This is a genomic window from Umezawaea endophytica (genome assembly GCF_025061645.1).
GTDB lineage: Bacteria > Actinomycetota > Actinomycetes > Mycobacteriales > Pseudonocardiaceae > Umezawaea > Umezawaea endophytica.
Genome location: NZ_JANYMP010000005.1, coordinates 156,526 through 177,040, shown reverse-complemented (window position 1 = coordinate 177,040; position 20,515 = coordinate 156,526). Strand labels below are relative to the sequence as shown.

15 protein-coding genes and 1 pseudogene are annotated in these 20,515 nt (G+C 72.2%); 6 read left to right on the top strand and 10 right to left on the bottom strand.

Translation table 11 applies throughout. The features are described from left to right. Nucleotides 1–23 precede the first annotated feature (23 nt). From NZH93_RS13110 to pgfA, 3 genes are read left to right on the top strand one after another with little or no spacing between them, the layout of a single operon-like run. The gene (locus NZH93_RS13110; protein WP_259623308.1) at nucleotides 24–779 is read left to right on the top strand and encodes a glycosyltransferase; all 756 of its coding nucleotides are present in this window, start codon (nucleotides 24–26) and stop codon (nucleotides 777–779) included. Continuing rightward, nucleotides 780–1,946, top strand: a complete 1,167-nt coding sequence (locus NZH93_RS13105; protein ID WP_259623307.1) for a glycosyltransferase family 4 protein — start codon at nucleotides 780–782, stop codon at nucleotides 1,944–1,946. Continuing rightward, a complete protein-coding gene (gene pgfA / locus NZH93_RS13100) occupies nucleotides 1,943–2,926 on the top strand; it encodes a cell envelope lipid trafficking protein PgfA (protein WP_259623306.1) in 984 nt (327 codons plus the stop codon). Before NZH93_RS13105 ends, pgfA begins: the two co-directional genes overlap by 4 nt. Here the strand turns inward: pgfA and NZH93_RS13095 are convergent. Genes NZH93_RS13095 through NZH93_RS13085 form a run of 3 tightly spaced genes read right to left on the bottom strand, consistent with a single transcriptional unit; the run spans nucleotide 2,923 to nucleotide 5,496 of the window. Further along, a complete protein-coding gene (locus NZH93_RS13095; protein WP_259623305.1) occupies nucleotides 2,923–3,651 on the bottom strand; it encodes a class I SAM-dependent methyltransferase in 729 nt (242 codons plus the stop codon). The genes pgfA and NZH93_RS13095 overlap by 4 nt on opposite strands. A gap of 1 nt (nucleotide 3,652) precedes the next feature. Continuing rightward, nucleotides 3,653–3,820 (bottom strand): hypothetical protein, encoded by a 168-nt coding sequence (locus NZH93_RS13090; protein ID WP_259623304.1) that lies wholly within the window; start codon nucleotides 3,818–3,820, stop codon nucleotides 3,653–3,655. A gap of 20 nt (nucleotides 3,821–3,840) precedes the next feature. Then, nucleotides 3,841–5,496, bottom strand: coding sequence for an MmpA family trehalose lipid delivery protein (locus NZH93_RS13085; RefSeq protein ID WP_259623303.1), 1,656 nt, complete (start codon nucleotides 5,494–5,496; stop codon nucleotides 3,841–3,843). A 101-nt stretch (nucleotides 5,497–5,597) separates the two neighbouring features. On the opposite strand from NZH93_RS13085, the gene NZH93_RS51230 reads away from it, so the two are divergent. After that, entirely contained in the window at nucleotides 5,598–6,803 is a 1,206-nt protein-coding gene (locus tag NZH93_RS51230) for a lipopolysaccharide biosynthesis protein (RefSeq protein WP_372506622.1), read from the top strand. A 900-nt stretch (nucleotides 6,804–7,703) separates the two neighbouring features. Here NZH93_RS51230 and NZH93_RS51410 read toward each other — a convergent pair. The 5 genes and pseudogenes from NZH93_RS51410 to NZH93_RS13060 form a co-directional block, all read right to left on the bottom strand. Beyond that, nucleotides 7,704–10,778: pseudogene (locus tag NZH93_RS51410) on the bottom strand (alpha-(1->3)-arabinofuranosyltransferase); the annotation flags it as partial. A gap of 50 nt (nucleotides 10,779–10,828) precedes the next feature. Then, entirely contained in the window at nucleotides 10,829–11,563 is a 735-nt protein-coding gene (locus NZH93_RS13075) for a class I SAM-dependent methyltransferase (protein ID WP_259623301.1), read from the bottom strand. Nucleotides 11,564–11,583: 20 nt separating this feature from the next. Further along, the gene (locus NZH93_RS13070; RefSeq protein WP_259623300.1) at nucleotides 11,584–13,317 is read right to left on the bottom strand and encodes a hypothetical protein; all 1,734 of its coding nucleotides are present in this window, start codon (nucleotides 13,315–13,317) and stop codon (nucleotides 11,584–11,586) included. Next, nucleotides 13,314–14,867 (bottom strand): substrate-binding domain-containing protein, encoded by a 1,554-nt coding sequence (locus NZH93_RS13065; RefSeq protein WP_259623299.1) that lies wholly within the window; start codon nucleotides 14,865–14,867, stop codon nucleotides 13,314–13,316. The genes NZH93_RS13070 and NZH93_RS13065 overlap by 4 nt, the downstream gene beginning before the upstream one ends. A gap of 178 nt (nucleotides 14,868–15,045) precedes the next feature. Continuing rightward, complete coding sequence (locus NZH93_RS13060; RefSeq protein WP_259623298.1) at nucleotides 15,046–15,477, bottom strand: VOC family protein; 432 nt, start codon at nucleotides 15,475–15,477, stop codon at nucleotides 15,046–15,048. Between the two features lie 95 nt (nucleotides 15,478–15,572). Between NZH93_RS13060 and NZH93_RS13055 the strand changes: the two genes are divergently transcribed. Beyond that, entirely contained in the window at nucleotides 15,573–16,241 is a 669-nt protein-coding gene (locus tag NZH93_RS13055; protein WP_259623297.1) for a GntR family transcriptional regulator, read from the top strand. Nucleotides 16,242–16,253: 12 nt separating this feature from the next. Here NZH93_RS13055 and NZH93_RS13050 read toward each other — a convergent pair whose 3' ends face one another. Beyond that, the gene (locus NZH93_RS13050) at nucleotides 16,254–17,018 is read right to left on the bottom strand and encodes a DUF1963 domain-containing protein (protein ID WP_259623296.1); all 765 of its coding nucleotides are present in this window, start codon (nucleotides 17,016–17,018) and stop codon (nucleotides 16,254–16,256) included. A 160-nt stretch (nucleotides 17,019–17,178) separates the two neighbouring features. On the opposite strand from NZH93_RS13050, the gene NZH93_RS13045 reads away from it, so the two are divergent. Next, nucleotides 17,179–17,484 carry a zinc-ribbon domain-containing protein gene (locus NZH93_RS13045; RefSeq protein ID WP_259623295.1) on the top strand — a complete coding sequence of 102 codons (306 nt, stop codon included), beginning with the start codon at nucleotides 17,179–17,181 and terminating at the stop codon, nucleotides 17,482–17,484. Nucleotides 17,485–17,499: 15 nt separating this feature from the next. On the opposite strand, the gene NZH93_RS13040 is transcribed toward NZH93_RS13045, so the two are convergent. Then, entirely contained in the window at nucleotides 17,500–20,505 is a 3,006-nt protein-coding gene (locus tag NZH93_RS13040) for a TIM-barrel domain-containing protein (RefSeq protein ID WP_259623294.1), read from the bottom strand. Between the last annotated feature and the right edge of the window lie 10 nt (nucleotides 20,506–20,515).

Below are 20,515 nucleotides of genomic sequence, written 5' to 3'. Positions count from 1 at the left end.
CCCGGAATATCGGCGGCGAAGACATGACACTGCTTTCCATTGTCGTGCCTGTGCGCAATGAGGAGTCGCGGCTGTCGACCACGCTGTCCGCGCTCAAGGCCGCGCTCTCGACCACTCGGGAGCCCTGCGAGATCGTGGTCGTCGACAACACCAGCACCGACCGCAGCGGCGAGGTCGCCCGCCTGCATAGGTCCGGGTCGGTACCGGTGAGGCTGATCCGGTGCGACCAGCCGGGGAAGGGCGCCGCGGTCCGGACCGGGGTGCTGCGGACCGACAGCCGCTACGTCGGCTTCTGCGACGCGGACCTGGCGACCGACATGGCGGCGCTGGCGCCGACACTCCGGTTCCTGAGCACCGGGGTGAACGTGGTCGTCGGATCGCGGGCGCACCCGAACTCGATCGTGCGGGCCAGGCACACCCAGGTCCGCCAGGCGGGCGCGTGGGCCTTCCGCCACGCGGCGGGCTCGATCGTGCCGGGCGTCGGCGACACCCAGTGCGGCTACAAGTTCTTCGACCGGCGCACCGCGGACGCGATCTTCCAGCCGCTGCGCACACCGGGGTGGGCGTTCGACGTCGAACTGCTCGCCAGGGCCCAGCGGATCGGCGCGATGATCGTCGAACTGCCGGTGAGCTGGACCGACGTGCCGGGGTCCACGTTCCGCCCGATGCGGGACGGCTACCGCAGCTTCGCCGCGCTCGCCAGGATCCGGGCGATCCTCGGCTCGGAGAAGACGCCCGCCGTCGCCCCGGTCATGACACCCGTGGCGGAGGTGGCCTGAGTGAGACCACCGCTCAACGGTGCGCGGGTGGTAGTGGTGAACTGGCGGGACCGCGGGCACCCGCACGCCGGTGGCGCCGAGGAGTACGCCGCCCGCATGGCGGACGCGATGGCCGCCGCGGGCGCGCAGGTCACCTTCCTCACGGCCAGGGGGGACGGGCAGAGCGCCGGTGACGGGTCGACCGTGCGTCGCGGCGGCCGGTGGACGGTGTACTTCTGGGCGCTGTTCTGGCTGCTGCGCAACAGGAGCCGCGTCGACCTGGTGATCGACTGCCAGAACGGCATCCCCTTCTTCAGCCCGCTGGTCGTCGCCAGGTGGACGAAGGTCGTGCTGGTGATGCACCACGTGCACGACGCCCAGTTCGCCGTGCACTTCCCGCCGTGGCTGGCCCGGATCGGGCGCTGGCTGGAAGGTCCCGCCGCGCGTCGGGTCTACCGCCGGGCGGTGACGGTCGCCGTGTCGCGGTCCACCGTGCGCGCGATGCGCGAGCGCCTCGCCTGGCGCGGCCGGATCTTCGTGGTGCCCAACGGAACGGCCCACCCCTCGTCCGAGGAGGGTGCCCGCTCCGCGGACCCCACGCTGGTGTGCCTCGGCAGGCTCGTCACGCACAAGCGGGTCGACCGGCTGGTCGGGCTCGTCGGCACGCTGCGCGGCCACTGGCCGGGGCTGCGCCTGCACGTGGTCGGCCGCGGCCCGCACGAGGACGTGGTGCGCGGTGCGGCGGCGCCGTTCGGGGATTCCGTCGTGGTGCACGGTTTCGTCGACGACTCGACGAAGAGCGCGCTGCTGCGGGAGTCCTGGCTGAACGTCACCCTGTCGGACGGCGAGGGCTGGGGCCTGGCCGTGGTCGAGGCCGCCGCGCACGGCGTCCCGACCGTCTGCCGCGAGGTCGACGGGCTGCGCGACTCCGTGCGGCACGGGGAGACCGGCTGGTTGGTGGGCGCCGACGAGGACGTCGGCGGGGCGATCCACGACGCGCTCACGCTGCTGGCACGTCCCGACGACGCGGCGGCCGTCGCCGACGCGTGCCGGGAGTGGGCCGCCCGCTTCGACTGGGCCGCCAGTGGACGGCTGTTCGTCGCCGTGGTGTCCACCCTGCTCGACAGTTCAACCACGGGCCGCGTCGGCGGCCCAGCTCCTGAGGAGGACCTTTGCGACGCGTTGTGACCTTAGTCGTGCTCGGACTCGGCGTGTTCGGGATCGCGACCGGGCTGTTGCTGCGGTTCTACGCCTACCCGGCCCTCGCCAAGATCCCGCACGACCCCAAGACTTCCGCGGTCGCGCAGGGCAGCGGCATCACCGCGCTCGTGTACGTGGAGAAGAAGGGATCCCCGACGCAGCCGGAGATCCAGCGGAACCTCAACCTCACGTCGAGCACCTACGTCTCCGGGGACGCGCGGGCGCCCGAGGTGAAGGCCGACGGTGGCGTGACCTCGTGGATCGAGGCCACCCGCGTCACGAACGACCGCGACGGCAAGGAGATCAACGCGAGCGTCCGCGAACTCTGCCTGGACCGGTTCAGCGCGGAGGCCGTCGCGCCCTGCACCAACCAGTACCTCCAGAAGACCAAGGAGGAGGGCAAGGACACCAGGATCCCCGGCACCCGCGGCCAGGCGCAGTTCCCCGGTCTGAACTTCAAGTTCCCCTTCCAGACCGAGAAGCGGACGTACCCCTGGTACGACACCGGGGTGAACAAGCAGGTCGACGCCAAGTTCGACGGCGAGGACGAGGTCGACGGCCTGCCGGTGTACCGGTTCAAGGTGTCCGTGCCGCCCACCGACGTCGACGGCCGCGAGGTCCCCGGTTCACTGGTCGGCAAGCCGGACGCCTCGGTGTCGGTCAGGCTGCACTACCAGGTGGACAAGACGATGTGGGTCGAGCCGGACACCGGCGCGCTGGTCAAGGTGCGCCAGTCGGTGAAGCAGGAGCTGCGCACCTCGGACCAGGGCGCGGGTCGGGGCACCGCGGTGTTCGACGGGACGTTGGAGCTCAACCGGAAGACGGTCGAGAACAACGTGCGGGCGGCCGAGGCCAACAAGTCGAGGCTGTGGCTGCTGACGGGTCTTCCGGTGGTCCTGTGGATCGCCGGAGGTGTCCTGCTGCTCGCCGGGATCGCCCTGCTGCTCGTCGGTCGCCGCCGCGCCTAGGGGTTCTTCCGCAGGACCAGCACGAGGTTCCAGGACACGACCTCGCGGAGCACCGGGACGCGCACGACCCAGGTCGCCCACCACGGGTGGTACCGGGGGAGTGCGCGTTCCAGCGCCGCGTCCGGGTGGTTCCGCGCCCAGCGCAGGGCCGACCCGACGGACACCGCGAAAAGGCTTTCGCCGTAACGGTTCTTGGGCTCCAGGCCGTGCTTGCGCCGGAACCTGCCGCGGGCGCGGTGGCCGCCAAGGTAGTGCCACGGCGAGGTTTCGTGGCCGCCCCACGGGGAGTACCACGGCGTGAACGACAGGAACACCGTCCCGCCGGGCTTCGTCACGCGCACCATCTCGTCGAGCATGGCGCGGGGCTCGTCCACGTGCTCCAGCACGTTCGACGAGTAGCAGACGTCCACTGAGGACGTTCGGACGGGCAACCTGGTGCCACTGGCCCGGATCATCCCGTCGGCGTACTCGCCGCGGGCCGACAGTTCGCCGACGTCCGGGTCCAGGCCGACGTAGTAGGCGCCCGCCGCGCGGAAGGCGTCGGCGAAGTACCCCGGACCGCCGCCGACGTCGAGCAGGCTCCGGCCCGTGAGGGAGGTGAACTCGGCGACCTGCCGCGCGGAGTCGTCGGCCAGCAACCGGTAGAAGGCGTCCCGATCGGTCTGCTCGTCGCGGAAGGCCTTGAACAGGCGGACGGACCGGTCCAGCGTCGCCCTGCTCGGCACCTTACGGCGTGCCGTAGTTGACGACACCGTTCGAGTTGTTGGCCGCCGGGGCGTTCTGCAACTCGGCCGCCTCGTTCGGCACCAGGGAGTTGACGAGGGCGTACGTCCCGCCTCCCGCGAACGCGAGTCCGGCGACGACGGCGATGAGGACACCGATCACTGTGCGCACGCTTGCTCCTCGGCTATCCGTTAGCGGCCAGGCCGCCTGAATCTACCGGCTGGTAACAGCAGCCACAATAGGCCGGATGCGACCAGTGCCAGCGCGGCCAGATCTCCTGCCAGCACAGGGGGTGCGGGCGCTCCGGGCGGTGGTGGCGCGATCACGCCCGGCACCCGGTAGAGGGTCAGCCACGGCCCGGACCACACCTCCTGGAGACCGTCGAGCACGCGGGGATCGACGGCGCCGGGTGTCCCGTGCTCCACCAGCACCCAGCCGATCCCGACCGCGCCCAGATCGTCGTTCCGGGCCAGCGCACCGCGGATCGCCGCGGCCCGACCGTCCTCTCCGGACACCGGTTCACCGCCGACGTGCACGACGTCGTCGATGACGACCGTCCTGGGCAGGAACCGGGGCGCCGGGTCGAGCTGGGTCCGGTCGCCGTTCCAGGCGAACCGCCGGAACGCGGACATCGGCAGGGACAGCACGTCGCCCGGCCGGTCGTCCGCCTCCAGCACGGCGCGCACGGCGCTCCAGTCGGCCGGGTAGTCCACGACCTCCAGGCGCCCCAAGCCTCCCCAGGCGAGGTCGGGCATCGTGACGAGCGGGAGCAGCGCCGCCAGCGACACCAGCGCCGCCCGGTTGGCGAGGTGCTTCCCCGCCGCCTCGACGCCCAGGGCGACACCGAGCGCGAGCGGGAGCGCCCACCACGCGACCCACTTCTGCGAGTCCCGCAGCAGACCGGCACCGGGGACGTGCGACACCGCCCACGCCAGCACGTCACCACCTCCCGGCAGGGTGCCGAACACCGCGACCGCGACGCCGACCGCGCCCAGGAGGACGAACGACCGCGCCGGCGCGACGCCCCAACGCGGCGCCAGCGACCGCAGCCCCACCAGCGCCACCGCGACCGACAGCAGGGTGAGCACCGGTACCAGCGGCATCGCCCGGCTGCCTGGCACCACCTCGGCGTTCCAGATACCACCGAGGCCGAGCACGCTCGTGACCGGCGACCCCCAGCCCTCGACCCTGGCGGCGAACGCGCCGACACCGTCCGGACTGGACAGCGAGCCGTCCGGGCGCAGCACGGAGGGCAGGAACCACGGCAGGTTCAGCAGGACCACGACCGGCACGGTGACCCGGAGGGCGCGGCGGCCGGAGCACACGACCGCCAGCACGGCGGCGAGGATCCCGCCGGTCGGGGTCAGGACGGCGGGGACGCAGGCCAGCACCAGCTTCGGCAGCGCACCGTGCTCACCCCTGCGCACCGCGAGCCCGGCCGCCGCGATCCACGGCAGGCAGGCGTAGGCGACCAGGTACGGCCAGTGGCCCATGAAGAGCCGCTCGGCCACGTACGGGCTCCACCCGTACCAGACCGCGGCGACGACCCGGATCGCGACCGAGTCCGTGGGCACGAGCCTGCCCGCGCCGAGCGGACCGGCGAACAGGGCCGCCAGCAGCACGACCTTCTGGACGACGTCCCCCGGCAGCAGCGCGGTCGCGAACGACATCACCGCGTCCGCAGGCACCGAGCGGGGCAGCGCCGAGCCGAGGCCGAGACCGTCGGGCAGGAGCGGCTGGTCCGGCGTGAACACCATGTCGTAGTTCAGGACGAAGCCGCGGCCGAGCAGCGGGGTGAGCACGAGCAGCGCGAGCGCGGCGGACACCGCGGGCAGGACCAGCCGCATCGCACCACCGCTCCACTTCGGCGGTCCCGGAACCGAGACCGCGGGACTAAGGTTCCCCGAGCACTACCCCGCGGTAACCTCGAACATAGGGGACGAAGCCGATGGCGGACGCACTTCCGGCCAGGACACGCCTCGACGCGGTCGCCGTCGCGGTCGCCTTCGCGGGCAGCAACGTCGCCAGCTACCTGCTCACGCTGATCGCCGCGCGGCTGCTCGCGCCGCCGGTCTTCGGTGAACTGGGCTCGCTGCTGGCGGTGCTGGCGATCGGCGCGGTGCCCGCGATGGGCCTCCAGACCGTGGTCGCCCTGCGGGTGGCGCGCGCACCGGAGCAGGACCGCGGCCCACTGGTCACGCTCGGCCTGATGACCGGTGCCGCCGTCCTGGCCGCCGCGCTGGCCGCCGCGCCCGTGCTGATGGCCCTGCTGCACCTGCCGGGGCCGTGGGCGGTGCTGCTGCTCGCCTGCTCGCTCGCGCCGATCACCCTGGTAGGCCTCTGTTACGGGGTCCTCCAGGGCACCCAGCGGTTCCGGTCCATGGCCAGGCTGATCGCGACCGAGGGGATCGGGCGGGTCGGCGGCACGCTGGCGGGCCTGCTCGTGTTCCGCACACCGACCGGGGCGTTCGCCGGGACGCTCCTCGGGTCGCTCCTCGTCGCCTGCACGGGCTGGTTGATCTGCGGCCGACCGCTGCCCGGACCGCGCGGCGCGGGGCACGTGCGCGACGTGCTGCACGCCGTGCAGGCCCTGCTGGCGCTGGTGCTGCTGGTGAACCTGGACCTGGTGCTGGCCAGGCACAGCCTGCCCGCGGGCGCGGCGGGGGAGTACGCGGTGGGCTCGGTGATCACCAAGATCGCCTACTGGCTGCCGTACGCCGTCGCCGTCGTCGTCCTGCCCAGGCTGGCCGACGAGGAGGCCCGCCGTCGGATCGTGCCGATCGCGCTGGGCGTCTGCGCCGCCGTGGACGCGGTGGTGGTGCTGGGGTGCGCGCTGTTCGGCCGCACGGTCGTGTCGCTCGTCGGCGGTGCGAAGTACGCGTCCAGCGGCCTCCCGGTGTGGCCGTTCGCCCTGGTCGGGTCGCTGCTGGCACTCGTGCAGATCCTGCTGTACTCCAGGATCGCGGGCGCCGACCGCCGGTCCACGTCACTGACCTGGCTGGCGGTCGGGTTCGAGGTGGTGCTCGTCTTGGGCTGGTGGCACGGGTCGGCGGTCCAGGTCGTCACCGGCGCCGTCACCGCCACCGCCCTGCTGGTGTGCTTCGGGGCCCTGGTCGAGTTCCGGTCCCGCGTCGAACCAGTCGAGGCACGGTGACACCGCCGCGGCCAGAGCGACGAGGATGGCGGCCTGCGTGGCCGTCTCGTACGCCCAGTCCTGGCCGTGCCCCTGGAGGCGGCCGACGACCGCGATCCCGGTGGCGGTCGCCATCCCGGTGACGACGGTCAACGCGGTGACGTTGAACCGCACGGCGTACCGCTGGGCCACGGCGCGGACGAGCAGGCTCGCGATCAGCAGGACGACCGGGAGGACACCGCCGACGGCCGCGAGCAGGACCACCAGCGCCACCGGCACCCACCTCCCGCCGCCGGGTGAGGTGGTGATCCGGACGCGGCGGCGCACGGGCACCAGCGTGAGCAGCAGGAGCAGCGCGGCGGCGACGGCGCCGACCAGGAGCCGCTGCCGGTAGGTGGTGTCGGGCTCGAAGTCCAGTACCACGGTCGCCGCGCCACCGGCGGGCAGCACCCAGGCCTGCTGCCAGCCGTCGATCCTGGTGCGGGCCAGCGGTTTCCCGTCGACCTCCGCCACCCAGCCGTCGTTCGCGTTCTCCGGGATGCTGAGCACCGCGGCCGGTCCGGCGTCCACCCGCAGTTCCCGGTGCGCGACGCCCCACTGCTCGAAGTCGATCGCGCGCGTGCCCGGCCGCGGCTGGTCGGCGGGCGTGGTGCTGGGCAGCAGGGTGAGGTCCTGCACCACGAAGGACGTCGACCGGGCCGTGCTCACCTCGTGCTCCCGGCCGCCGAGGTCGACGCCCTCGACGAGGTCCCGGCAGGTGCCCAGCGGCAGCGGGCGGTGCTGGAACACGTCCCGCAGCGTGCCGGAAACCGTGGTGGCGTAAGCGGTTCCGTCGATGGTGACGGCCGGGCCGGAGCCGCACGGCACGGTGAACGGGGTGTCCAGGGGGATCGGCCGCACCAGGTCGGGCGCGCCGACGACCTCCACGTCGCTGATGCCCACCGGTCCGGGGACGCGGTCGGCGACGCCCTCGCTCTTCTTGACGGTGATGTCCAGCCGGTCGGTGGTCGCGGCGAAGTCGACCGAGCCGTCGGAGAACACCGGCACGGTCCGGCTCAGCTCCGGGGTGGTGATCTGCACCTCGGTGGGGCGGGACGCGCCGGACAGCTCCGACGTCGTCAGCCGCAGGCCGGTGACGTCACGGGCGGCGGGCCAGCTCAGGCGCAGCGTGGGTTCCTCGTCGGTGTAGTCGGCGATCCACGTCGTGGCCGGGTTCACGTCGACCGCGGCCAGCGGCGCGGCGGCCGGGTCACCGGCGAGCTGGGTGGTGCTGGAGACGGTCAGACCCGGTGCGGTGACGGGGAGAACGCCGCCGACGGTCGGCAGGACCGTCCCTTCGAGACGGTAGTTCGCGTCCTCGCGGGTGCGGAAGAGCCGGTGGATCCCGTTCGGCTCCTCACCGCTCCTGGACAGCCCCACGTCGCACCGCTGGTCGCCGTCGGTGCCCGTGCACGAGTAGCGCGGCTGGGAGCCGCGGCTGAACACGAAGCTCGTCCGCTGCGCGGGATCGGGCTGGACGTCGGTGGGCACCCGCAGCGCCCGCTGGGCGGTCACACCCGGCACCGACAGCTCGGCGATGCCGACGGAGCCGCTGGTCAACTCCGCCGCCACCGACAGCACGGTGACCCGGACCCGGCTCGTGAGCCCCGGCGACACCGGGAACACCTGCTCCCCGGCGCCCCTGGCGACCTCGTGCTCGCGGGAACCCGAGTCGGTGGTGATCCTGATCCGGGTGACCGGCCAGCCGACCCGGATGTCGTCCACCATCCGCAGCGACACCTGGTCGACCACCCGTGGCGTGTCCAGGCCGACTTCGAGCCACTGCCCGGCAGGCCCGTCGAAGGTGGAGGACTGCCAGGCGCTGTAGGGGTCCCCGTCGATCGCGGCGAACGGCATGGACGACGGGTCGGACGCCCTGACGGAGTCCGCGTAGCTCGCCGAACTCGACGCGGTGACGCCGCGGATCCCCCGGTAGGCCGCGACCGTCAGGTGCTCAGGACCGGGGAACGGCAGGATGTCCGACGCGGGCCGGTCCTGCCTGGGCCGCTCGTCGGGGGTGAGCGTCTGGCTCACGTTGTCGCGCATCCGCCCGACGTTGCGCTCGCGGTGGCGCAGACCGTCGGTGACGAGCCAGTCCCGGCTCCCCGGCGCGCCGCCGTCACCGGCCAGGACGGCGGGACGATCGCCCCTCAGCACGCCGGAGTCGAGCAGCGGCAACAGGGATTCCGGGCCGCCGCTCACCGTCGCGAGGTCCTCGGCGTGCACCGCGACCGCGCGCGGCACCGACCGCTTCACCTCGTAGACCTCCAGCGCGGGCGCGTCAGCGGCGTCGAGGTCGATCGAGCCGACCACCGGGTGCTCACCCGGCTCGACGACCGGGCCGAACGTCTTCACCCGCTCGATGCCGGCGGAGCGGGCCAGCGCGTCGCGCAGCACCGTGACCGGTGGAGCGTCGGTGGAGACGCGGTCGATGTCGTTGCGCACCAGCAGGAACCGGTGCCCGGACCGGGCGAGGAAGTCGGCGAGCCCCGGTGCGCCGCGGCCGTCGGCGAGCGCGTCCTCGACCGCGTCCATCAGCCGGGTGTTGCCCTCCGAGCCCAGCGGGATCTGGCTGCGCAGCGCCCAGGGGGACCTGGCCAGCGCCTGCGCGGGCTCGTCGACCGTCTTGCCCCAGGTGTACTCGCCGAAGCCGGTGCCGGGCAGCAGGAGCGTGCGGGCGTCCGGGTCGTTGTCGGCCAGCCACGTCATCGCGGAACGCCAGTACTCCGGGATCTCCTGCCACCCCGGCCCCGGCCGCAGCGTGAACGTCCACGCGGGCACGGCCATCACGGCCACCAGCACGACACCGACGGCGAGCCTCGCCCGGCCCGCGAACGCCTTGCCCGCGGCGGCCGGGAACCTCAGGCCCGACACGGCGTGCGTGAACGCGAGCATCAACGGCAGCCGCAGTCCGGGCTCGAACTTGTGCACGTTGCGCAGCGGGGCCAGCGGACCGTCCAGCAGCGCGCGGACGGTGTGGGACAGCGGGCTGTCGAGCGCCCCGACGTAGCCGATGGTCATCACGGTGACGCCCGCGACGACGCCGATCGTCAGGAACAGCCGCTCCGGCAGCCCCCGCCGGACCAGTCCGGCGAGGCCGACCGCCGCGACGAGCCCGGTGGCCAGCATCAGGACCGGGTTGTCGACCAGCAGGAAGCCGGACGGCCACCACGGGCTGCCCTGCACGACGTAGGCGACCCACTGGTTGGTGCCGCGCAGGACCTGGAACAGCGACGTCGGCGCCGTGGTGTTGGCGGCGGACTCGACGTAGTCGACGAACGGCAGGCTGTACTCGCCCAGCAGCATCAGCGGCAGCAGCCACCACAGCACGGCCGCCACCACGGACGCGCACCACCAGAGCACGAGCCGGACGTGCCGGACGGTCCACCGCCGGGTCAGCAGCCACAGTCCGGGCAGCAGCAGGACCGTGAGCACCAGCGCGCCGTTCATCCCGCCGACGCCGAGGGTCGCCAGCCCGGACAGCCCCGCCGCCCGCCGCGGCGACCCGATCCGGTCGGCCTTGACCAGGGGCAGCAGGATCCACGGCAGCATCACGGCGGCGACCATCTCCGCCGACAGCGGGCCGATCTCGGTGAGCATCCGCGGTGCCAGCGCGTAGGCGACGGCCCCCAGGTACTGCGCCGGTGCGCTGCCGATCCGCAACGCGCGCGCCACGGCGAGGACACCGCCGAACGCGGCGCACAGCAGCAGCGCGCACCACAGGCGCTGGGCGATCCACGGCGGCATCCCCAACACCTGGCACAGCGCGAAGTACGGCCCCATCGGGAACAGGTAGCCGTACGCCTGGTTCTGCAACTCGCCGCCGCTGGCCGCCGGGTTCCACAGGTGCAGCGCGCGGCCGAGGAACGCGATCGGGTCGACCACCAGGTCGAGCTTGGTGTCGAAGGTCGTGCGGCCGGGGCGTTGCAGGAACGACAGCAGCACGAGACCCGCCATGATCCACGCCGTGGGGTTGCGGAGCAGGCCCACGGCGGCCCGGACGCGCGTCACCTCTTGCGGACGACGTATCTCGTGGACCGCCAGTGGCTGGCCGGGATGTCCTCGGACACGCTGTCGACGACCTCGCCGCCGTGCTCGGCGACGACGGCGCCGAGCCGGTCCGGTGCCAGCGGGGTCATCCGCATCGGCGCCGGGTAGCGCAGCACGACGCGCTGCCCCCAGGCCACCAGGCGGTAGGGCGCGAACCGCCACAGCACGCCCCTGAGCGTCCACAACGGACTGGTGGTGCACTGCAACACCGCCACGCCACCGGGGCGCAGCACGCGCAGGAACTCCGCCAGGTAGCCCTCGATCGCCGCGCGCGGCAGGTGCTGCAACACCAGTTCCGTGTAGACCAGGTCGAAATCGCCGTCGGGGAACCGGCGCAGGTCCGGCGTGTCGTTGTGGACGAACCGGCACTTCCCGCCGCTGCGGTCGAGCTTCTCGGCGGTGGCGAGCATCGGCGGCGAGACGTCCACGCCGACGACCTCCTCGGCGTGCTCGGCCAGCGCCTGCGACAGCCGCCCCGCCCCGCACCCGAAGTCCAGCACCCGCCGCCAGGTCACCGGCAGGTCGAGCCGGGCCAGCCACTCGCGGGCGACCGCGACGTCCCGCCGCCCCAGTTTGAGGAACTGGTCGACGTCCCACCGGCCGCCGCGCTTGTCCGGCGCGACGTGCACCGCCCACAGCGGATCCGCTTCGCCGAGCCGGGTCCAGTCGCGGCGCACCTGGTCGAAGGTCATTCGCCGGAGTGTAGGTCCGGTCACGTCGTAGGGGAACCGATCCGGACGTCCACCACGCACATCGGGTCCACATCGGTGCCGCGGCTGACCTCCAGCCGGTCGGAGCCGCCGTTCACCACGACGTACAGCACGTGCAGGCCCTCGGCGAAGTTCACCTCCTGGGCGGCCGGCCCGAGCGCGAGCCGCACCGGGCCCGCGCTGGAGGTGTAGTACTCCATCCGCAGCAACCGGCGGCCCTCCACCCGACTGCTCAACGGGATCGTCACGACCTGGCCGCCCACCGGGTAGCCGCAGTCGGCCACCGGCCCCTTCCGGCCGACGACGGGATCCTTCACCCCGGTGATCCGGTGGGGCGACCCGTTGTCGTCCAGCAGGAACATCTCCTCCGCGGGCTGGTCGAACCTCGGCCGCTGCGGGAGCAGACCGACCACCCTGGACGCCTTGCCGTCCTCCACGAGCCACAGCGACATGATCGCGTCCGGGACGGTCGTGTCGTAGAACGTCATCGACGGGTTCGCCGCCAGCGCGGCCCGCGCCGTGCCGACGTACCGCTCCGACTCGGCGAACCGCAGACCGGGCGCGAGCCACAGGAAGCTGAACGTGGAGCTGATCCCGAGCAGGGCCACCAGACCGAGCACGAGTGGCCGTTTCGGGCCGCCGTCGCGCTCACCCGGTCGGAGGTAGGCGAACGCCGCGCACAGCACGGCTATCGGTACCGCGTCGGCGGTGTACCGGGGGTCGTTGCCGATCAGCGGCCCGATCTCGGGCAGCCTGGTCACGATCACCAGACCCAGGTCGACCGCGAGGTAGCCCACCAGCATCAGCCACGCCGCCCCCGCGCGCCGCGGTGCCTTGACCAGTCCGCCGACGAGCACCACCACCGCCAGCGCGGCCACGGCCAGGCGCAGCCACAGCGGGGACGTCGCGATGGTCGAGCCGGGCGCGGGACCGGTCCACGGGCCGCCGAACAACCCCGGCAGGAACGTGTTCACCACCGCGTAGCCGACGAAGTCCGCGATGGCGTCCGCGGACGGCAGGTCGTTCTTGACGCGGCTGGCGGTCAGGCCGACGAACAGCGCGGTGAACGCGGCGAGGACGACGCCGTGCGCCACCCACACCCGCCGCGGCATCCGTTCGCCCAGCAGCAGGGTGAACCCGAACAGGACGGCGATGAACAACGCGGCCTTCTCGTAGAAGGCCATTCCCGCGACGGTCCACAGCAGGGTGAGGACGATCTGCTTGGACTCGCGGGTGCGCAGGTAGGTCAGGTGCGCGTTGAGCGCGCCGAACATGGTCAGCAGCAACGGGAAGAGCTGCACGCCGTAGGCCCACCACAGGGTGGGGTACAGGATCAACGGGGAGAACGCGTACACCGCGAACGGCAGCAGCAGCGTCCAGCGCGACCCGAAGCACCGCACGAGCAGCCGCCAGAACAGCACGGACGCCCCCGCCTGCATGGCGAGCAGGGGGAGCACGGCGAACACGTGGCTCAGCGGCGCGACGGCCGTGACGAACCACGCCAGCAGGAACATGCCGGGCGCCAGGTGGCCGCTGTAGTCCTGGAAGAGGTAGCCGGGGTCGAACGGGCCGTGCGCCGCCGCCCGGTGGAGGATCACGAAGTCGTCGTGCCCGAAGAACCCGTTGAGGGCCATCCAGGCGTGCAGCGCGAACGGGATGACGCCGATCGCGACCGCGGCGAGGGTGACGGGTCGGGGCCGGGCCAGGACGATCTGGCGCTGTTCGGTGGTGGTCATGTCTCCAGCAACCTGCCCATCGCGGCGTAGAACACGTCGACGATCTTGGTCGGGTCCGGGGTGGTGTAGGCGTCGCCGCCGGTGGCCTGCGAGATCGCCCTCAGCTCGACCGGGTCGATGTCCGGCCCGATGCCGATGCCGATGATCTGGAGCGGCCGCTTCGGGTCCTGCAACTCGGCCAACCGGGCGAGCAGTTGCTCCTGCGAGATCCCCTGGGGGTCCTCGTTCTTGCCGTCGGTGAGCACCACCACGAGGTTGATCCGGCCGGGCTCCCAGTTCTGCCGGGCCGAGGTGTAGGCGGCCAGCACCGAGTCGTACAGGCCCGTGGCGCCGTTGGGGATGGCCCTGACCGCGCGGAGCTGGTCCAGCGACCCGTCGGCCAGGTGCTCCTCCACCGGCCGCACCGGCAGGAGCTCCTTGTAGTCCTGGTCGCCGTCGAGGTTCGTGGAGAACCGCCACAGCCCGATCTTCGTGGTCGGCTTGAACAGCCTGATGCCCAGCTCGGCGGCCTGGACGGTGAGCGTCATCCGGTTGGCGTCGGCCTCGGGAACGGCCTGCGCCATCGACCCGGACACGTCCAGCAGCACCTGCATCCGCGCGCTGCGGTTGACCGCGGCCCACTGGTTGAGCAACTGGTCGGGGTCGGCGGGTGGGGCGACCGGCCGGACCACCGCGGCGGTCGACCCGCCGAGCGCTCGGCCGTCGGGGCCGCGCAGGCCCGCCTCGGCGAACCGCCCGGCCGCGGACTGGTCGAGCAGGCGGCTCAGGAACTGTTGCGCCACATCGCGTTCGGCCTGATCGGAACCGGGGAGCACGACGTAGGGGTAGTCCAGCGACGGCACGGCGGGGTCGGCGTACACCCCGACCAGACCGTGCTTCGCCAGCGCCCACTCGGGGGTCACCACGCCGTCCAGCCGCCGGGAGGGGTCGAACAGCTCGGTGGGCGCCTGGACGGTGTTCCTGGTGAGCTTGCGCAGGGTCAGCGCGTAGGAACCGGCGGGGTCCGCGGCCGACGCGGTCAGCTCACCCGTGCCGATCAGCGCCGACAGACCGGTCGGGTCGACGGCCGGGTCGACGAACCCGATCGCGGGCTCACCGCTGAACACCTGGGCCCAGGTCGGCGTTCGCGCCGGCCAGCCGAACTGGCGCGCGGCGGCCTCGGTCAGCCCCAGCACGACGGGGGAGGACGCGATGGACGGGCCGGTGACGGGGATGTCCCACGCGCCCCCTCGCTGGGCGCGCAGCAGCCACAGCGACGACTCGGGGATCCACACGTCCGGCTTGGTCTCCGCGAGGGTCCGGACGGCCTCGGCGGACTCCCTCGACACCACGTCGACCCGGTAGCACGCGGCCTGGTCCTGGTCCTGGTTCGATACAGCGGCCACGGCCGAGGCGACGTCCGGCGCCGCCACGACGGTGAGCGTGGCCACCGCGTCGCAGTTCGACGCGGAGAGCCGGTCGTGCAGGTAGTCGAAGCCGAACCACCCGGCGAGCGAGAGCACGAGCAGGACGCTCAGGACGACCACCGGTGGGTCCGAACGCCGAGCCACCGCCCCAACCCCCCGTCGCCGCTGACTGGTCGGGCCAGACTAGGCGAAACCGCCCGGTTAACCGAGGGGTCGCCGAAGCCGTGTTCGATCTGTCATCCGGACGGCGGGGGAGCGCGGTCCGCCGTGCTTTCCCCGGCGCGACGCGGTTTCCGGTCCGTGCCGCGCCGGAGGCCCTTGATCAGGCGGCGAACACCTGGGAGTCGTCGGCGAAGGCCTTGAACTCCAGGGCGTTGCCCGCCGGGTCGAGGAGGAACATGGTCCACTGCTCGCCGGTCTGCCCCTCGAAGCGGACGTACGGCTCGATCACGAACTCGGTGCCCGCCGCGCGCAGCCGTTCGGCGAGCGCCTGGAACTCCGGGATCGGCAGGAGCAGGCCGAAGTGCGGCACCGGGACGTCGTGGCCGTCGACCGGGTTGTGGACCCGCGGCGCGCGGCCCGCCGCCAGGTGCGTGACGAACTGGTGGCCGTGCAGGTTCCAGTCCACCCAGGTGTCCGAGCTGCGGCCCTGTTCGAGGCCGAGCACCTCGCCGTAGAAGCGGCGGGCGGCGGCCAGGTCGTCGACCGGCACGGCCAGGTGGAACCTCGGGATCGGCGAATCGAGGACAGTCATGGGGTGGACCTTCCTTCTCGAACCGAGCGGCGAATGTCAACATTGCTACAAGCGAGCCGATGTTAACATGACGACAACCGCTGGAGGCAGGGATCATGGACAACCAGGGCAGCGTCGCTCCCGCTCGCCGTCGAGGCCTGGCCGACGAGGTCGCGGACCGGATCAGGGAAGCGATCTTCACCGGGGTGTACGCACCGGGCGCCCAGGTGCGGGAGGTGGAGCTGTCCGAGGCGCTGGACGTCAGCCGCGGACCCGTGCGCGAGGCCCTGCTGCGCCTGGAGCGCGAGGGCCTGGTCCGCAGCGAGTGGCACCGCGGCGCCACCGTGACGACGCTGTCACCCGAGGACGTCGAGGAACTCGTCAGCCTGCGCGGCGTGCTGGAGCAGCTCGCCGTCGACCGGGTGGTCGCCCACGCCTCGGACGAGGACCTCGCGGTGCTGGCGAAGGCGGCGGACGCCATGGAGCGCGCCGCGGACGTGCACGAGATGGTGCGCTGCGACATCGACTTCCACGACGCGGTGTTCGCCGCCGCCCGCCACCGGCGCCTGTACGAGGCGTGGAACGGCATCCGCTGCCAGGTGCACCTGTTCCTGCTGATCCGGATCGGCCGCAGCGCGGAGGACTACCTCGCCCGCATCCCCGGCGAGCACCGGGACCTCGTCGCGGCACTGCGCGCCCGCGACACCGGGACGGCGCTCGACCTGTTCGCCGCCCACCGCCGCCTCGCCGTCGACGTCATCACCGGGACCGCGGACCCGGCCTGACTCCGCGCCGACTCAGCACTGCTGCTCGAACCGGAGTTCCCCCCACTTCCGGGCCGAGATGTCCTCACTGGTGCCCACCACCAGGTTCAGCGTGAACAGTTGGTGGTCGACGCCGTTGCCCGCGATCTGGGCGAAGAGCACCAGCCCGTCCTGGTCCGGCGGTTCCTGCCACTGGACGGAGAACCCGCCGAGCTGGGCGACGGGGTGCGGGCGAGGTCCGTTGTGGACACTGCTCACGAGGACCTCGACGAAGCCGTCCAGTTTCTCGGCCCGGTCCGGATCGCTTTTCCTCAGCGCGGTCGCCGCGGGAGCGCCGTACCAGTCGTGGTCGATGCTCAAGCCAGGCAAGGGGAACAGCTCGCGCGGCTCGTAGGCCTCGTCCTCGGCGCTGTCCAGGTCCTCCGGGAGCGCGCGCTCCGCGGTCGGCGTCCCGGCGGGGACGTGCAGGACGACGGAGTCCTCCGGCTCGTACTGGAACGTGGTGAAGAACAACAGGTGCCCGTCGCGCGGGAGGTCGATGTCGAGCCAGTCGTGGGGCAGGGCGGCGCAGTCCACGGTCATCGCGAACGGACCCGCGCCGCCGGGCCACTCGACGTCCTCCGGCAGCGCGGGCAGACCTCCCGACCGTCCGGCGGGCCGGGTGCCCTCCGGCAGGTCTCCCCGTTCCACCAGGAGGACGCAGGGGCGCAGCAGCCCGGCCAATTCCCGTGCCACGTCCGCGGGAACGCCGTGGTCCTCGGCCAGTCCCGCGACGGTGCTCTCGTCGATGAATGCCATGGCGGTGATCGTTCCACCGGCCACCGGCGGACCGGACGCGGGGAGGTGGACCGATCGGACCGTCCCGTGCCACCTCGCTCCCCGATCGTGGGTAGTCTCGACGTCGAACCCCTGCTACCAGCGGTGATGACGTGAGCGGCACGGGGTCCGGACGAGTCGGTTGGAGTACGACGTGGTGATCTTCGGCTTTCGCACCAAGGTCTTCATCTTGACGGTGCTGACCCTGGTCTGCCGTCAGTGCGGCAACCCGGTCGCGCACCCGCTGCACAAGGCGGTCACGAAGTTCACCCTGTTCTTCGTCCCGCTGTTCCCGGTCAAGACCAGGTACTCCACGCAGTGCACCTACTGCGGCGCGGCGACCCGGCTGGACAAGGCCGAGGCGACCCGCCTGCTCCAGCAGGCAGGCGGGTCACCCGAGCGGCAGGGCGTCCAGCAGCAGTACCAGCAGAACCCGCCCCGGACCTGATCGCGGGCCCGCGGCTCAGCCGATCGTCAGGCTGTCCAGGTTCGCGCCGCTCGACCCGGTGGCGGTGGCGCGGATCCGCACCGCGCTGCCCGCCGGGAGCGCGGCGTCCAGCCGGGCGGTCGCCCAGGTCGTCCACGCGCCGGTGGGAGCGAAGGAGAGCGTGCCGACGACCGTGCCGTCGACCGAGATCGTCAACGGCCGGTCGGTCGTGCCGCCGTTGGCGTAGCGGAAGCCGAGCGCACGGGTCCCGGCGGCGCGCACGGTCACCGTCCACTCGACGTGGTCGCCCGTGGCGTTGGTGTAGTCGACGTAACCGTTACCGGTGTACCCGGCGTGCCGCGAGCCGATCACCACACCGTTGAGGGCGGCGTCCTCGGCCTCGTGGACGGTCCGGTCCGACGGGGTCGGGAACGCGGTCCCGCTCGGTTCCACCGTGGCCGCGGTGCCGCCGCCGGTCACCACCGGAATCCTGGGCGTCACCACCGAGAGGATCTTCCTCGTGGCGTCCCAGACCTGGCCGCCGCCGTTGAGCACGGCCGCCGACTCGCTGGTGAACGCGGGCAGCGGGGCGCCGGTGCCGACGCGCATCCCCACGGGCGCGGCGAGACCGTGGACGCGGACGACGTAGCGGCGTTCGGTCGGCGCGCCCCGGTAGGTGCCGACCGGGTGGCCGATCACCACCCGCCGGGCCGAGTCGGTGTAGGTCAGCGCGGTGGTCGACGACGCGGAGCCGCCGCGGAACTCCTCGGTCACGCCGTCGTCCTCGTAGACGCTGAACGAGCCGTCCTTGCCCGCGTAGACGTCGACCTCCAGGTGGGTCTTGTCGAGGAACGCGGTGCTCTGCGCGTACTTGTACCTCGGCAGGACGCTCCCGGCCCGGACGTACATGATGATCTCGCCGGGCTTGGTGACGTAGGCCTTCTCCGCGGTGTCCGAGCCCACGTTCTTGGCGTCGGACCAGAAGTTGTACCAGGTGTCGCCCGCGGGCAGCCACACGTTCTGCACCGCGCCGTCCACGTCGGTGGTGACGGGCATGACGATGATCGACGGCCCCCACAGGTACTGGAGGTCGTGGGAGTAGGCGTTGGCGTTGCGCTGGTAGTCGATCACCATCGCCCTGGCCATCGGCATCCCGGTCGCGTGGGCGGCGTGGGCGATGGTGTAGACGTAGGGCAGCAACGCGTAGCGGACCCTGCTGTACTGCAGGAAGTCCGCCCGCTCCGCCGCGCCCTGGTCGATGGGCCAGCGGGACGCGGCCTGGCCGAGCGCCGCGGTGTCGCCCGTCGAGTGCGGCCTCCAGATCGGCGAGACGCTCGCCCAGGCCGCCACCCAGTTGCGGTAGAGGGCACCGGACAGCACGCCGCCGAAGAACCCGCCCGCGTCGATGTTGGAGTACGGGAAGCCGCCCAGCCCGGAGTTCTGCATGCCCCGGATCTGCTCCTGCATCTCCGAGTAGGTCGAGTTGATGTCACCCGTCCACAGGTGGCCGAAGCGCTGCTGCCCCGCGGTGGCGCCGCGGGTGAAGGTCCAGGGGCGCTTGGCGGTGCCGATGGCCGCGTCCCAGCCCTCCTGGCCGATGCCCTTCTGGCAGTACAGGAAGAAGGCGTTGCGCAGTTCGGACCAGCGCTGCCCGTTCGCGGCGAGCGCCGTGTACGGGATGGGCCCCATCTCGTCCGGCTCGTCGATCCACAGCGCGTCGCCGGGGAAACCGAGCGCCGGGTCGAGCGCCTTGGTCCAGAAGACGCGCCAGAGCCAGGCTCGGGTCGCCGGGTTGCTCCAGTCCGGCACCGCGTCGTTGTCGCTGACGGCGGTGAGGTCCGCCGCGGCGAAGCTGTAACCCGGTGGGGGACCGGGGATCCAGCCCGCCATCTCGTTGGAGTTGTTGCGGTTGTAGTCCAGCGTGGTGAGCACGCCGTTCTCCGCGGCCCAGTTCTTGAAGCCCGCGGGATCGGGCCACCGCGTCGAGCTGAACTCGAACCACGACCCGCTCCACGCCCCGGAACCCGCGCGCCAGCGGTTGTCGTGGACCTGCACGTCGAGCGGGAAACCCGCGTTCCGCAGCGTGGTGATCCTGGTCGTCCACCAGTTCTGGTCGCTGACGCTCGGGAAGTTCTTGTCCGACAACTGCAAGCCGAAGACGCCGAGCTGCGGGAAGCGCGGCCGACCGGTCAGCCGGGTGTAGCGGTCGAGCAGCTTCGCGAACTCGGGGCCCTCGATGAGGAAGTAGTCGATCTGCGGCTCGGCTCCGGGGGCGCCGTGACCGTCGGCGGAGAACTCGTACCTGCCGCCGTTGCCGAAGCTGAACGCCGTGTCGAACGTGGTGTTGAAGAAGATCGCGTAACCCTTGGAGGACAGGTAGAGCGGGACGATCGCCGGGGCCTGGTCCGCGTGGTCGCTGCGCGCGCCGTAGTTGTGGGACACGAGGTCCCCGGTCCGGTCGATCCGCGGGGCGCGCCCGTAGAGGCCGTGGCCGCCCTTGACGAAGCGCTCGTCGCTTGCGGCGGGCGCGAAGGACTGCGTGACGACACCGGTGCCGTTCCAGGCCAGGCTGTGCGTGGCGTCTTCCCCGGCCAGCCGGGTGTTGTCGCTCTTGCGGTAGTACTCCAGGCGCAGGGGGTTCTTCCGCAGGACGATCTTGACGCCGTCGGCGGCGGCGGTCGTGATCGTGAAGCTGTCGCCGTCGTCGACGACGCGCAGCGACCCGCCCATGCCCGCGTGGTTCGCGGGGTCGACCATCTCGTAGCGGTTGTCGGCGAAGAAGGTCTCGCCGCCGCGGATGGCGCGCACCCGGACGACGTGGTCGCCGTAGGCGGTGATGGTGAGGTGCTGCCCCGTGGTGCTGGTCGTCGTCATGGAGCGGCCGTCGGTGCTGTGGCTGCCGTAGTTCGTCAACGTCTCGACGGCTTGCTGTGACGGCGCGGCGTTCGCGGGCAGCACCTGCGCGCCGACGCCCGCGGCGGTGCCGACCGTGATGCCCGCCGCCCTGAGGAAGTCGCGACGAGTGGGCTTCCTTGAGGACATCCAGTGCTCC

Coding starts and splice junctions, on each gene's coding strand:
- NZH93_RS13050 (WP_259623296.1), bottom strand. CDS start 17,018: ATGGCATTCATCGACGAGAGCACCGTCGCGGGACTGGCCGAGGACCAC.
- NZH93_RS13110 (WP_259623308.1), top strand. CDS start 24: ATGACACTGCTTTCCATTGTCGTGCCTGTGCGCAATGAGGAGTCGCGG.
- NZH93_RS51230 (WP_372506622.1), top strand. CDS start 5,598: ATGGCGGACGCACTTCCGGCCAGGACACGCCTCGACGCGGTCGCCGTC.
- NZH93_RS13075 (WP_259623301.1), bottom strand. CDS start 11,563: ATGACCTTCGACCAGGTGCGCCGCGACTGGACCCGGCTCGGCGAAGCG.
- NZH93_RS13085 (WP_259623303.1), bottom strand. CDS start 5,496: ATGCGGCTGGTCCTGCCCGCGGTGTCCGCCGCGCTCGCGCTGCTCGTG.
- NZH93_RS13055 (WP_259623297.1), top strand. CDS start 15,573: ATGGACAACCAGGGCAGCGTCGCTCCCGCTCGCCGTCGAGGCCTGGCC.
- NZH93_RS13060 (WP_259623298.1), bottom strand. CDS start 15,477: ATGACTGTCCTCGATTCGCCGATCCCGAGGTTCCACCTGGCCGTGCCG.
- NZH93_RS13070 (WP_259623300.1), bottom strand. CDS start 13,317: ATGACCACCACCGAACAGCGCCAGATCGTCCTGGCCCGGCCCCGACCC.
- NZH93_RS13040 (WP_259623294.1), bottom strand. CDS start 20,505: ATGTCCTCAAGGAAGCCCACTCGTCGCGACTTCCTCAGGGCGGCGGGC.